Raw genomic sequence first — 13,178 nt, forward strand, 5'->3', positions numbered from 1 at the left:
CGACGACGACCGCGTCGCCGCACGCCATGTCCGCCTGCGACGCTGGCGGAGTTCTCGCATCGACCGTTCGCATCGCTCTCCGGCGGCGAGCAGGCCCGGGGTCGCGCTGGCGCGCGTCATCGCCCAGGACACCGCGACGATCATGCTGGACGAGCCCACCGCAGCACTCGACCTCGGACATCAGGAGTCAGTGATGGCCGTGGTGCGCTCACTCGCCGACGCGGGCCGTGCCGTGGTCGTCGTACTGCACGATCTCGGCCTCGCGGCGGCCTACGCCGACCGCGTCGCGATCCTGGACTCGGGTGAACTGATCGCAACCGGTCCGCCGCGGGACGTTCTGACCGCCGAAAGGCTGGCCCGGGTGTACCGACACCCCGTCGACGTGTTCGATCATCCCGACACCGGCGAACAGCTGGTGGTTCCCCACCGTGTCAGAAACCCTCCAGCACGGAATTGACCCGGTTGAAGAAGGCCCGCACCGCTGTGGTGTCCCGCTGTGACGCATCGGACAGCTGCTGCGCATGGGCGACCGCATCACGCACCACACCGACGATGCTGCGCTCGTCCGTCAGATCGACCTCGGTGACCGAATGCTCGGCAACCGCTTCGACCTCGGACCGGTCCGGTACCGGAGATTGCACATCGGCGCGGTATATCTCCACGTACAGGGTGCTTCGGTGCACCCGAAACGCGAACGCCCGGCCGTCGTCGGTGCGTCCGAAGCCGTTCGGATGCGTTCCCGCGTTCACTTCCTCGACGACGAAGTGTGATTCCTCGGTTCCCACGTCCACTCCCATGTCGTGCACTCACCCCGGACGAACACGCTACCGCTTCTTCGGACGCAACCGGACGACAACCGATCCGGCGCGGTCGATTTCGCCGAGATCGCCGCACGCTGGTACAGATGTGGCAGCGCCTCCACAGGCAGCGTCTTCTCGAGGAAGTAGGTTCGGCCTCATGCGAACACCGTCGGCTCGTTCGATTCGGGCGGCAGTCGCGTCCGCGCTCGCCGTCGTCACAGTCCTGTCGATCGGCGGGTGTTCCAGCGACGAAGAGGACGCCGACGACATCTCGGTCGAACCCCGACCGCCGGCGGAGTCCCCCGAGGCGACCGTGACCCCCGCCGGCTCCGTCAGCGCGTTCGCGCCCGTGGATGCCCTCACCTTCGACCCCGCCACCCGCACCCTGGTGGCGCTGACCGACGCATCCACCACGGTGACCCTGGTCCGCGACGGAGCCACGGCTGAGACCCGCGTGGTCGACCTGGGTTCCACGGGCGCAGAACTCGTCGCCGGACGGGACTCGACCGTCCTGGTCCCCATGGACGGTGCCGTCGCGAGAATCGCAGTGGCGGACGGACAGCGCACCGACCTGACGGTCGACGCAGATGCACTGTCCGCAGCAGACCTGCCCGACGGCACGACGGCCGTCGGTGACGACACCGGAGCGGTCCGCGTGCTCGATACGAACGGTCAGGTCACCGCCACGGTCTCCGGCGGCAGCGTGACCTCTGCCGATTCTCTGGCCAGTACACCGAACGGCGTCTCGGTTCTGGATCGTCGTCAGACGTCGGTGACCGACCTGGATCTGGACGACGGCACCCTCGGAGTGGCCTTGCGCGCAGGCGAAGGTGCCGCGGAGATGACCAGCGACGAGTTCGGTCGCCTGCTGGTCACCGATTCGACCGGGACCGAGTTGCTCGTCTTCACCTCGCACGATCTGCTGATGCGCCAACGGTTTCCGGTCGGGTCGCAGCCGTGGGCGATCGCCTACGATGAGCAATCCGGTGTCGCATGGGTGACGCTGCCCGCTCTCAACGAGGTGGTCGGGTACACACTCGATACCGGAATTCCGGTCGAGGCCAGGAGGTTGGCCACTGTGCGGCAGCCCAATTCGGTTGCCGTCGACGCCGACACCGGCGACCTGTACGTGGGATCGGCAACCGGTGACGGTCTGCAGCGCATACCCGCTGCGGGTCGCTGACTTCGGTCGAATGGCAAGGAGGCATGTGAACGCACACGAGAGTTCGGCACCTGGCCGCGCGAAGATGCCCGTCGGATGGGAAGTGTCGCCGTCCGACGATTGGGAGTACGTGCCGTTGCGGCTGCCGCCGGATGTGACCCGTGTGACGGCCTCGATGCGTCTGGCTATTCAGGCGGAGTTCGGCGGCTGGGAACTGTCGCGGGTACGCCTCTACACCGATGGCAGCAGGCGGGTGCTGCTCAAACGCAAGAAGACCGCGCATCACATCCCTGAGCCGGGAATCTGAGCGACTCGCAGTACTGTCCTGACCGCACGATCGTCGAAACCACAGCATGTGTTCGACCGAGCCAGATCGACCGGAGAGAAGACCGTGGGAGACCGTCTGTACCGCGTCCTGTTGCGCCTGATGTTCCTCGTGCCACCGGAGAAGATTCACCACCTGGCGTTCGGTGTGCTCCGCACCGTCGCCGTCGTGCCACCGCTCCGCTATCTGGCCGAGAAGATGTTCGTGGTCGACGATCCACGACTGCGCTCGACGGTGTTCGGCGTCGACTTCCCGGCTCCGCTCGGTCTCGCGGCCGGCTTCGACAAGAACGCCGACGGAATCGATGCGTGGGGGCCGATCGGATTCGGGTTTGCCGAGATCGGCACCGTGACCGCGCAGAGCCAGCCGGGCAATCCGACTCCGCGACTGTTCCGGTTGCCTCCGGACCGCGCCATCGTCAACCGCATGGGCTTCAACAACCACGGCGCCGAGCACGCCGCGCAGCGTGTCCGTGCCAGGCGCACGGGTATCCCGATCGGTGCCAACATCGGTAAGACCAAGATCGTCGAGCCGGACGGTGCTGCCGCGGACTACACCGCCAGCGCCCGGCTGCTGGGCCCGTTGGCGGACTTCGTGGTCGTCAACGTCAGCTCGCCCAACACCCCTGGACTGCGTGACCTCCAGGCCGTGGAATCGCTGCGGCCGATTCTGGTGGCGGTTCAGTCGGTGGTGACGGTGCCGGTACTGGTCAAGATCGCCCCCGATCTGTCCGACGAGGACATCGACGCCGTGGCCGATCTGGCCGTCGAACTCGGTCTCGACGGGATCGTGGCCACGAACACGACGATCTCCCGCGCCGGTCTGCGCACCGACGCGACGTGGTCACCGCAGCAGGAGCAGGCGGCCTGTCCGGTGCTCCGCTGGCCGACCGCTCGCTCGAGGTGCTGCGACGCCTGTACCGCCGAGTGGGTACACGTCTGACGCTGATCTCGGTCGGCGGAATCGAGACCGAAGCGCAGGCATGGGAACGCATCACCGCGGGGGCTTCGCTGGTGCAGGGCTACACCGGTTCATCTACGGCGGCCCGCTGTGGATCAAGAACATTCACCGCGGACTGGCCGCTCGGCTCGAGCAACACGGGTTCTCCACGATCGCCGATGCGGTGGGCTCGGCGAACAGGCCCTGAACCGTCGGGTGTCGAAACGGATCTTCCGACACCCGACGATCGAGCTCAGGCCTCGTAAATGCCGGTGAGGACCGCACGACCGATGGCGTGCGAGAACAGATTGAAGCCGAGGTAGGCCGGGGTGGCCGTCTCGTCGACTTCCAGTCGCTCGACGTCCACCGCGTGAACGGCGATGAAGTAGCGGTGCGGGCCGTGCCCTGCGGGCGGGGCTGCGCCGATGTAGCGGAACAGACCGGCGTCGTTCTTCAGTGTCACCGCGGTGCTGGGAACTCCGGTTCCGCCGTCGTCGCCGGCTCCCGATACCAGCGACGTCGTTCCGACGGGAATGTTGGCCACTGCCCAGTGCCAGAAGCCGGATGCCGTCGGCGCGTCGGGGTCGTAGACGGTGACGGCGAAGCTCTTGGTGCCCTCGGGAAATCCGGACCAGGACAGCTGCGGGGAGTTGTCGTGTCCACCGGCTCCCATGATTCCGCTGACCTGCTGGTCCTTCAGGGTCTTTCCGTCCTCGACATCCTCGGACGTCAACTCGAAGGACGGTAGGTCCGGAAGCGAGTCGTATGGGTTGTACGCCACGATGGTTCCTTTCGTATCAGCTGTGCAGCAAGAAGTGTTCGAGTACCTGTGTACCGAACTCCAACGACTCCACGGGTACTCGTTCGTCGATGCCGTGAAACAACGCCGCGAAATCGAGTTCCGGCGGAAGCTTCAGTGGAGCGAACCCGAAGCAGCGAATACCGATGCGCGCGAACGCTTTTGCGTCGGTGCCGCCGGACAGCATGTACGGCACGGTACGGCCATTGGGGTCGTGCGCGAGGACGGCGTCGTTCATCGCATCGACGAGATCCCCGTCGAACGTCGTCTCGTACGGTTCGAGCTTCGTGATCCACTCGCGTTCGACATTTGGGCCGATCAACTCGTCGACCTCCTTCTCGAATGCCGCCTGCCGTCCGGGCAGTACGCGGCAATCCACCACGGCAGTCGCGGTCTGCGGAATCACATTGGCCTTGTAGCCGGCCGAAAGCATCGTGGGGTTCGCCGTGTCGCGCAGGGTTGCGCCGACGATCCGGGCGATGCTGCCGAGTTTGAGCAGGGTGCCGTCGATGTCCGGTGACGTCGGATCGAAATCGAGACCCGATTCCTCCGAGACCGCCTGCAGAAACTGCGAGACCGATTCGGTGAGCACCAGAGGGAAGGTGTGATTGCCCAGTTTGGCCACTGCCTCGGCCAGGTACGTCACAGCATTGTCGTCGTGCAGGAACGATCCGTGCCCGGCCCGAGCCTTTGCCGTCAGCCGCATCCAGGCCAGGCTCTTTTCGGCGGTTTCGACCATGTAGAGCCGCTTCTCGGTGCCGTCCGGGCGAGCGACGGTCAGCGAGAACCCACCGACCTCCCCGACCGCCTCGGTGACGCCCTCGAAGAGATCGGGTCGATTGTCGACCAGCCAGTGCGATCCGTACTTGCCACCCGCTTCCTCGTCGGCGAGGAAGGCGAACAGGATGTCGCGGGGTGGGACGGTTCCGGTGGACTTGAACTGGCGGGCCAGCGCGAGGGCCATGCCGACCATGTCCTTCATGTCCACCGCGCCGCGGCCCCACACGTACCCGTCCTCGACCGCTCCGGAGAACGGATGCACGCTCCAGTCGGCGGGTTCGGCAGGCACGACGTCCAGGTGTCCGTGGACCAGCAGCGCGCCGCGAGAAGAGTCCGCCCCACGCAGCCAGGCGAACACGTTGCCTCGACCGGGAGCACCGGACTCGACGTACTCCGTTTCGTACCCCACCTCCTCGAGCTTGCTCGCCACCCACTCGGCGCATTCCTTCTCACCGACCGTGGTCTCGAGCTCCCCCGTGTTCGAGGTGTCGAAACGGATGAGGGAACTGACGAGATCCACGACTTCGTCGAGGGCAACGGTGGCATCGATATCGTGTGGGTTTCCTGAGTTGCTCACATCGTTGGGCACACGTCGTTCCTACCACCAGAATCCGCTCCGGGCACCATGAGAAACGGCCTCGAGCATGAACTGACGTGGGGATTTGGTTATCGGGAACCCGTCGGATAATCTTACGCAGCACACAGCGGCCGGCTGTGAAAGCAACAAAAGAATATGCGGCAGAGGTCGCACTTGTCCGAGTGGCGGAATGGCAGACGCGCTAGCTTGAGGTGCTAGTGTCCTATTAACGGACGTGGGGGTTCAAGTCCCCCCTCGGACACCGTCTGAAAGATGTAGCCAGACAGAGATTTTCACAGATCTGAGTTGAGACAGACGAAACGGACCCTGATTCTTCGGAATCGGGGTCTTTTTCGTTCTGCACTCGCTTCTTTCGGCTCGAAGGGCCGATGCTAGGAGACTGACGATGGACGCGATCGACCCGACCGATCTCGAGACGTGCTTGCGAGTGCTGAAGCAGGCCGCAGAGCTGGACAAGAATCATCCGGATTCGATCGCTGTGCAGCGCGCGTCCGGTGCCATGTTCAAAGATCTCAAGCGTGCTCGACGCGTCGCCGCGCGCAACGCCGTCAACGCGGCCGACCGTGCCGTCGTCGCCGCCACCGCAACAGGATCCCCGGACCGAATCGACGACGAGACAGCAGGACTGTCCCTGTCCTCTCGCGCCGAGGGAGATATCGCAGGGACGCTGATCAAGGCCCGTCCCTGCTATATCTGCAAGCAGCGTTACACCCACGTCGACTCGTTCTATCACCAGCTGTGCCCCGAGTGCGCGACGCTCAATCGCGGCAAGCGCAACGCTCGAACCGACCTGTCCGGGCGGCGGGCGCTGCTGACCGGTGGGCGCGCGAAGATCGGCATGTACATCGCACTTCGGCTGCTCCGCGACGGTGCCCACACCACGATCACCACGAGGTTTCCCAACGATGCCGTGCGTCGCTTCGCGGCGATGGACGACAGCGACCAGTGGCTGCACCGTCTGCGTGTCGTCGGTATCGATCTTCGCGATCCGGCTCAGGTTGTGGCCCTTGCCGATTCGGTCGCGGCCGAGGGCCCCCTCGACATCCTGATCAACAACGCCGCACAGACCGTCAAGCGCTCCCCCGGCTCTTACAGCGCGCTGGCCGAGGCCGAGGCCGAACCTCTGCCTGCGGCCCTGACCGAGGGCGCAGGACCGGAGCGCATCACGTTCGGCAAGACCAGCGATGCGCATCCCGCGTCGTTGGCGAGTTCGTTGCCCGCCACCGCGATCGGCGGCAGACCGGCCGCTGCCCTGAGCGCCGACGACGTTGCTCGCTGGCGATGGTCGCCGGCTCGGTGACGGCCGAGAGGATCGAGAGCGTCTCGCCATCGATGCCGGTGGTCTGGTACCCGATCTCGCCGAGACGAACAGCTGGATCCACACCGTCGAGCAGGTCGACCCGGTCGAGCTGCTCGAGGTACAGCTCTGCAACTCCGTAGCCCCCTTCATCCTGGTCTCGCGGTTGCGCACCGCGATGGAGGCCTCGGACGCGCGCCGCAAGTACGTCGTGAACGTCTCGGCCATGGAGGGCCAGTTCGGGCGCGCCTACAAGGGTCCGGGGCATCCCCACACCAACATGGCCAAGGCCGCGCTGAACATGCTGACGCGCACCAGCGCGAAGGAGATGCTCGAGAGCGGAATCCTGATGACCGCCGTCGACACCGGCTGGATCACCGACGAACGGCCGCACCCCACCAAGATGCGACTCGCCGACGAGGGCTTCCACGCTCCACTCGACCTGGTGGACGGTGCCGCTCGGGTGTACGACCCGATCGTGCAGGGAGAACTCGGAATCGATCTGTACGGCTCGTTCCTCAAGGACTATCAGCCGTCACCCTGGTGATTTTCGCGTGCGTCCCCCTCGGCGAACGCGGACTGCGATACTCGTAGGCCGAAGTCGTTGCGCGCGAGCGGACGGCCCTTCTTCACGCACCGATAGGCGGTCACCATGGGCGAGGACGTCGAGCGCCGTAAGTTCACCAGGCAGGATCGGCACGAGTTTCGCCAGAAGGTCCAGGACTGTCTCGACGCGCTGGCGATCATGTTGGCCGACGAGACCTTCCACGTCGGTGAACCACAGATCGGCATGGAGATCGAGCTCAATCTCGTCGACGACGACATGGAGCCGTCGATGGCCAACGCGGCGGTCCTCGACGCCATCGCCGACCCCGACTATCAGACCGAGCTCGGCCAGTTCAACATCGAGATCAACGTCGATCCTCGGCCACTGCGCGGTGCCTCGATCGCCGAGTTGGAGACGGACCTGCGCAGATCGCTCAATGCAGCGGACGAACGCGCCCGCACCTCGGGTAGTCGTCTCGCGATGATCGGCATGCTGCCGACTCTGGACGAGGAGCACTTCGAGCACCGGTGGCTCTCGGCGAATCCGCGCTACGACCTGCTCAATCAACAGATCTTCGCCGCGCGCGGTGAGGACATCGAACTGAAGATCGGCGGAGTTCGGCTGCCCGGTGCCGCTGCCGCCGAGGACCTCGACATCGTGACCGACACGATCCTCCCGGAAGCAGCCTGCACCTCGGTTCAGCTGCACCTGCAGGTGGCTCCGGACGATTTTGCGTCGTATTGGAATGCAGCGCAAGCACTTTCGGGCGTACAGGTGGCACTCGCCGCCAACTCGCCGTTCTTCGCCGGTCGCGCGCTGTGGCACGAGACTCGCATTCCGCTGTTCGAGCAGGCCACCGACACCAGGCCGCAGGAGCTCAAGAATCAGGGTGTCCGACCGCGGGTGTGGTTCGGCGAACGGTGGATCACCTCGATCTTCGACCTGTTCGAGGAGAATTCGCGCTACTTCCCTGCGTTGCTGCCCGTCTGCAGCGAGGAGGACCCGAAGGCAGCGCTGGCCGAGGGCAAGACGCCGTCGCTGTCCGAACTGCGTATGCACAACGGAACGGTCTACCGGTGGAATCGGCCGATCTACGATCGGTCCGGCGACGGCCACCACATCCGGCTCGAGAATCGCGTACTCCCGGCCGGACCGTCGGTGGTCGACACTCTCGCCGACGCGGCGTTCTACTACGGCACCGTACGCGCGCTTGCCGACGCCGACCGCCCGCTGTGGTCCCAGATGTCGTTCGACGCAGCCGAGGAGAACGTGCACTCCGCCGCCCGCGGCGGGTTCGATTCGATGCTCTACTGGCCCGAGGTGGGCTGGGTGAGTCCGCAGGAACTGGTGTTGCGTCGGCTGCTGCCCCTGGCCGACGACGGGTTGGCCGCCTACGGCGTGGACGCGACGGTCCGCGACCGCTATCTCGGGGTGATCGAAGCGCGCTGCCTGGCCAAGCAGTCCGGTTCGGTGTGGCAGCGCAACGCCGTCGTCGCCCGTGAACGCGCCGGTGAGAACCGCGATCGCGCGCTCGCCGGGATGCTGGGCGACTACGTCGGGTTGATGAACGCCGGAGAACCGGTGCACACCTGGCCGAACTGACGGCGCGTCGACTCGTCGGGGTGAACCGCGTTAGTGTCGCTGGTATGAATTCGCCTGCATCCGACTCGACCATCGGCCCCGATCGCACTCACGACATCGTCGTCTACGGCGTAACCGGCTTCGTCGGGAAATTGACGGCGAAGTACCTCGCCGAGCACGCACCGGCCGACACCCGGATCGCCCTCGCAGGGCGCTCGACGTCCAAGGTGGAAGCCGCCAGGAAGGAACTGGGCTCCAGAGCTCAGCAGTGGCGCGTTCTCGAGGCCGACGCCACCGACGTCGCGTCGCTGCAGGCCATGGCCCGATCGACCCGAGTCGTCATCACCACGGTCGGTCCCTACGCCAAGTACGGCCTGGAACTGGCAACGGCGTGCGCCGAGGCCGGGACGGACTACGTCGACCTCACGGGCGAGGTCCTGTTCGCCCGCGAGAGCATCGATACCAACCACGAGATCGCTCAGCGCACAGGGGCCCGCATCGTCCACTCGTGCGGCTTCGATTCCATCCCGTCCGACATCGGCGTACACGCCCTGTACGAGGCCGTCACGGCCGACAACGCGGGCGAGCTCACCGACACGACCCTGGTGGTCACGTCGATGTCCGGTGGGGTCAGCGGCGGCACCATCGACTCACTGCGCGGGCAGATCGAGGCGATGAAGAAGGACAAGCGGGCCCGACGCATCGCCGCTCGGCCGTACTCGCTCAGTCCCGATCGCGGCCTCGAGCCGCAACTCGGTCGCCAGCTCGACACCGTGCTGATCGACGGCAAGAAGATCGACCCGAGCCTGCGGGGATGGAAGGCCCCCTTCGTGATGGCCTCGTACAACACGCGAGTCGTTCGGCGCAGCAATGCACTTCGCGACTGGGCGTATGGAAAGCAGTTCCGATACAGCGAAGTGATGAGTGTCGGCTCGTCGATCGCCAGCCCCGTCCTCGCCGGTGCGCTGTCCGCCGGGCTGTTCCTCGGTGTGTCCGCCATGACGGTTCTGCCGGGCAAGGTACTCGACCGTATTCTGCCCAAGCCGGGTACCGGTCCCAGCGAGAAGGCCCGCGAGAAGGGGCATTTCACCGTCGACCTGTACACGCTCACCACCTCCGGGGCGCGCTACCGGGCTCGGGTCAAGGCCTCGGGCGACCCCGGCTACAAGGCCACCGCAGTGATGCTGGCGGAGTCGGCACTCGCGCTCGTACACGGCGGCGACGCCCTGCCGAAGGCCAGCGGTGTGCTCACGCCTGCCACCGCGATCGGCGATGTCCTCGTCGATCGCCTCAACGCGGCCGGCGTGGAAGTCTGGGCCAAGCGGAACTGACGCAGGCTCAGCGCATGTCGTCGGCATGGAGCATCGGTCGGTGACCACATTCCTTGCTGCGACGTTGCCGGTGGCCACCATCGCTGCCGAGTCGGTCGGTGTCCTCGGCGCCGCCATCGGCAGGGTGCGGGGTGTTTTCGGATTCCGTCCCTTCCCCGGTGCGCAGTCATCGATGTCAGCAATGGCACCGACCGCGTCGTCCGAGCGGATAGCTGCATCGTTCATGGGCGGCACGATGCTGCGGATCGACGGTGCGCCCGTGCACCCGTTCGCCGATCTGTCCGGCTTCTTCCGCGCATCGGACGGCTGGGTGAGGACGCACGCGAATTACGCGCATCATCGAACGGCGCTGCTCGATGCCGTCGGGCTCGACGGCGATTGCGACACCGAACGATTCGCCGGTCGGGTGGCCGGTATCACCGCAGCAGAGCTCGAGTGGTCGTGCTCGAACAGCGGGGCCCTCGCGGTTCAGGTCCGCACCGAGGATCAGTGGTCGGCCCACCCGGCCGGTGAAGCGGCCCGCTCCGGCCCGTTGATCGAGCGCACGGATGCCGGGGCGGCGTCGCTCGATCGGATCCCGGTGTTTCGCGGCGGTACCTATGCCGCTCCGCTCGCGGGCGTCCGGGTACTCGATCTCACTCGGGTGATCGCCGGGCCCGTCGCCACCCGCGCTCTCGCGCTGTTCGGTGCCGATGTACTACGGATCGATCCGCCACAACTCCCCGAGATCGCCTGGCAGCACCTGGAGAACGGTCAAGGCAAGCGTTCGGCGTCGGTGGACCTGAACACACGCGCGGGACTTGTTCGAGTGCAACGCTTGCTCGACTCCGCGGACGTCCTGGTCACCGGGTACCGCCCGGGCGCTCTGGAGCGCTTCGGACTCGAACACCGCGGAGGCGTCGTACACGGGCGGATCAGCGCATGGGGTACCCGAGGGCCGTGGTCGGACCGGCGCGGCTTCGATCCTCGAGGGCCGCGGAGAACTCGGACGGTTGCCTGCCCAAGCCCTCGACCACGCAAGTGGGTACCTCCTCGCCGCGGGGATCGTCTCGGAGTTGGCCGATCGCGCAGACGGATCCGGATCGAACGCCGCGGTCGAGGTGTCCCTGGCCCGGACAGCCGCATGGTTGATGGAGCTGCCAGGCCGGGATCCGAGTCATGGTTCGGCCGGGACGCCGTCTGCAGACTGCGTCGTGACACACGGTCGTGTCACGACAGCCCGGCCGGTGTTCGACGAGTACGCCGACTACCCGTTTCCTGCACACCCATGGGGAACCGACGACGCCGACTGGACGTGACGCCGAGCAGCCGGCGCGTCAGGTCCGGACAGCCAGCGCCGACGCCTCGCTGTACAGCTCCTTGGCTTCCTCGGTCGAATCGACCTGCGGCGGAGACCCTTCCAATGGTTGCGTAGCAGATTCGCGGAGAAAGCCGACGGCGATGAGCCCGATGACGCCGCTGACGATGAGGTAGTACGCGGGAATCATCGGGCTGCCGGTTGCACTGACCAACGCCGAGGTCACCAAGGGCGTCGTTCCGCCGAAGACGGAAACCGACAGGTTGAACCCGATCGACAGCGCCGCGTAGCGAATCCGAGTGGGAAACAGGGCGGGAAGCGTCGACGCACTCGGAGCCGCGAAACACGCCAGCACGAGGCCGAGAAGTAGACATGCGATCAGTGGCCCGATCCAGCCGCTGCCCCGGAGCAACAGGAAACAGGGCACGTCGAGGACGATCTGCCCGACTGCCCCGAAGACGAATACCGGCTTGCGGCCGATCCGGTCGGTGAGCCTGCCGACGCCCACTATGTTGGTCACCACGAAGATCATCGCCGGTGGTTGCGACCAGGTGTGAGCCGCTGCCGTTGTCGGCCAGGGTGATAGCGACGACGGAGTTGTCGGGGGTGTGGCCGAGCAGTTTTCGTGGGAGCGCAGCGACCGCTCGACGAAAAGTGTTCGGAGCCTTGGCCGTAGCGCAGCGGAGCGAGGGGTTGAGGCGGCGGGCACGGGTGATGGATGCTCGCCAGAAGCCACCTACGTCACAAAGAAATTCGATTCTTTTCGCTCTTTTGAGTGCGGAGCGCAGCGGAGTTCGGTTCGGTGCAGCCCGTAGGAGTTCGTGTGGCCCGCTAGGACCTGCCTGCGAACGTGGCCGGCCTGCTGTGGTGGGACGCGGAACGCCGCCGGAGCTGGTGCTCTACGGCGGCGCGGTTGTGGGGTACGGCTGTGAACGTAATTGTGCGGGAGCGACGGAGCGTGACCGGGCTCGGTGTCGCGGCAGCTTTCGTTTTGTCTCTGTGGTTGTTCGTCTCGTGAGGCACGTGCCCCGATGCCCCGCCACCTGATTGCGGCGGGGCACCACGGGTTGGTGGGTTAGAAGCCGAACGATCCGGTGGGGAGGCAGACAGATCCGGTGCAGCCGGGTTCGGGTTCTTCGGGTCCGACTGCGGGGACCACGAGTGTCGTCGGTGCGCTGTAACCCTGCTGCTGCGGTAAGGCTCGTGTGGTCCCGTCGTAGCCGCCCCTGGCGAGGTAGCAGACCCAGTCGATTGTGTAGGTGCCATCGGGTACGTCGGTATCGATGACGGTAAAGCTGGGAGTCGGGTCGCCGATTCTGCTGGCGTCAAGTGGGTAACCGTTATTTGCATCGACGGCATCGTCGTACATCAGGCAGTAGTACGGAAATTCGTCTCCGGTGGCGGTGAAGGTGCCGGTGACCGTGTTGCTGCCGCCGGGGTTGGGTGTGGTGGTAAAAGACGGCATTGATGTCGCCGGGTGCGGCTGTGGCTGGTGCGGCGGCGAGGAATGCGAGGGGTATTGCCGCTGCTGCGGCGAGTGCTGCGGTCACGGTTGTACGCACGCGATGGGCTGCTTCCGTTTCGTTAGGCTCCCGACCGATTTGTCCGATGCTGCCATATGCGCTGGTTGCGGGGGTGGTTTTCGTCGTGGATTGCTGCGCGGGCCCGGATTGGGTGTCGGGTTTGACGAGGTAGGGGTAGACGCCGGGTGCGCCGGGTGCG

Annotated in this window: 10 protein-coding genes, 1 tRNA gene and 3 pseudogenes; 9 read left to right on the forward strand and 5 right to left on the reverse strand. The window is 65.9% G+C overall.

Going from position 1 to position 13,178, the window contains the following annotated elements:
- A pseudogene (locus tag RHBS_RS15060) lies at window positions 1–457 on the forward strand (ABC transporter ATP-binding protein); the annotation flags it as partial.
- Here the strand turns inward: RHBS_RS15060 and RHBS_RS15065 are convergent.
- Window positions 432–797: a hypothetical protein gene (locus tag RHBS_RS15065; protein ID WP_121872415.1), complete on the reverse strand. Its 366-nt coding sequence runs from the start codon at window positions 795–797 to the stop codon at window positions 432–434. The pseudogene RHBS_RS15060 and the gene RHBS_RS15065 sit on opposite strands and share 26 nt — an antisense overlap.
- Before the next feature lie 160 nt (window positions 798–957).
- On the opposite strand from RHBS_RS15065, the gene RHBS_RS15070 reads away from it, so the two are divergent.
- The 3 genes and pseudogenes from RHBS_RS15070 to RHBS_RS15080 all read left to right on the forward strand — a co-directional run bounded on the left by RHBS_RS15070 (window position 958) and on the right by RHBS_RS15080 (window position 3,434).
- On the forward strand, window positions 958–1,983 hold the full coding sequence (locus RHBS_RS15070) for a YncE family protein (protein WP_128645947.1): 1,026 nt from the start codon (window positions 958–960) through the stop codon (window positions 1,981–1,983).
- Window positions 1,984–1,993: 10 nt separating this feature from the next.
- Window positions 1,994–2,269, forward strand: coding sequence for a DUF5703 family protein (locus RHBS_RS15075; protein WP_121869895.1), 276 nt, complete (start codon window positions 1,994–1,996; stop codon window positions 2,267–2,269).
- Window positions 2,270–2,389: 120 nt separating this feature from the next.
- Window positions 2,390–3,434: pseudogene (locus tag RHBS_RS15080) on the forward strand (quinone-dependent dihydroorotate dehydrogenase).
- A 45-nt stretch (window positions 3,435–3,479) separates the two neighbouring features.
- On the opposite strand, the gene RHBS_RS15085 reads toward RHBS_RS15080, so the two are convergent.
- Window positions 3,480–4,007, reverse strand: coding sequence for a YbhB/YbcL family Raf kinase inhibitor-like protein (locus RHBS_RS15085; protein WP_128645948.1), 528 nt, complete (start codon window positions 4,005–4,007; stop codon window positions 3,480–3,482).
- Window positions 4,008–4,023: 16 nt separating this feature from the next.
- Window positions 4,024–5,382, reverse strand: a complete 1,359-nt coding sequence (locus RHBS_RS15090; protein WP_237669247.1) for a M20/M25/M40 family metallo-hydrolase — start codon at window positions 5,380–5,382, stop codon at window positions 4,024–4,026.
- A gap of 176 nt (window positions 5,383–5,558) precedes the next feature.
- Between RHBS_RS15090 and RHBS_RS15095 the strand changes: the two genes are divergently transcribed.
- From RHBS_RS15095 to RHBS_RS15115, 5 genes and pseudogenes are all read left to right on the forward strand, one after another.
- Window positions 5,559–5,644, forward strand: a tRNA-Leu gene (locus RHBS_RS15095).
- A 144-nt stretch (window positions 5,645–5,788) separates the two neighbouring features.
- Window positions 5,789–7,247 (forward strand): annotated as a pseudogene (locus RHBS_RS15100) (SDR family NAD(P)-dependent oxidoreductase).
- 105 nt (window positions 7,248–7,352) lie between these two features.
- Window positions 7,353–8,849 (forward strand): glutamate-cysteine ligase family protein, encoded by a 1,497-nt coding sequence (locus RHBS_RS15105; RefSeq protein ID WP_128645949.1) that lies wholly within the window; start codon window positions 7,353–7,355, stop codon window positions 8,847–8,849.
- Between the two features lie 44 nt (window positions 8,850–8,893).
- Complete coding sequence (locus RHBS_RS15110) at window positions 8,894–10,159, forward strand: trans-acting enoyl reductase family protein (RefSeq protein WP_128645950.1); 1,266 nt, start codon at window positions 8,894–8,896, stop codon at window positions 10,157–10,159.
- A gap of 40 nt (window positions 10,160–10,199) precedes the next feature.
- A complete protein-coding gene (locus RHBS_RS15115) occupies window positions 10,200–11,573 on the forward strand; it encodes a CoA transferase (RefSeq protein WP_237669248.1) in 1,374 nt (457 codons plus the stop codon).
- Here the strand turns inward: RHBS_RS15115 and RHBS_RS15120 are convergent.
- The gene (locus RHBS_RS15120) at window positions 11,476–11,976 is read right to left on the reverse strand and encodes an MFS transporter (RefSeq protein WP_237669249.1); all 501 of its coding nucleotides are present in this window, start codon (window positions 11,974–11,976) and stop codon (window positions 11,476–11,478) included. The two genes, RHBS_RS15115 and RHBS_RS15120, sit on opposite strands and share 98 nt — an antisense overlap.
- A 555-nt stretch (window positions 11,977–12,531) precedes the next feature.
- Window positions 12,532–12,921: a hypothetical protein gene (locus RHBS_RS15130; RefSeq protein WP_128645951.1), complete on the reverse strand. Its 390-nt coding sequence runs from the start codon at window positions 12,919–12,921 to the stop codon at window positions 12,532–12,534.
- Window positions 12,922–13,178: the final 257 nt, after the last annotated feature.

Origin of the sequence: Rhodococcus sp. BS-15, assembly GCF_000813105.1 — a bacterium.
In the GTDB taxonomy this organism is placed as follows: Bacteria; Actinomycetota; Actinomycetes; order Mycobacteriales; family Mycobacteriaceae; genus Rhodococcoides.

What these genes read in the sequence shown, in the direction of transcription:
- RHBS_RS15110 (WP_128645950.1), top strand. Translation starts at nt 8,894, where the DNA reads ATGAATTCGCCTGCATCCGACTCGACCATCGGCCCCGATCGCACTCAC.
- RHBS_RS15130 (WP_128645951.1), bottom strand. Translation starts at nt 12,921, where the DNA reads ATGCCGTCTTTTACCACCACACCCAACCCCGGCGGCAGCAACACGGTC.
- RHBS_RS15105 (WP_128645949.1), top strand. Translation starts at nt 7,353, where the DNA reads ATGGGCGAGGACGTCGAGCGCCGTAAGTTCACCAGGCAGGATCGGCAC.
- RHBS_RS15070 (WP_128645947.1), top strand. Translation starts at nt 958, where the DNA reads ATGCGAACACCGTCGGCTCGTTCGATTCGGGCGGCAGTCGCGTCCGCG.
- RHBS_RS15075 (WP_121869895.1), top strand. Translation starts at nt 1,994, where the DNA reads ATGGCAAGGAGGCATGTGAACGCACACGAGAGTTCGGCACCTGGCCGC.
- RHBS_RS15065 (WP_121872415.1), bottom strand. Translation starts at nt 797, where the DNA reads ATGGGAGTGGACGTGGGAACCGAGGAATCACACTTCGTCGTCGAGGAA.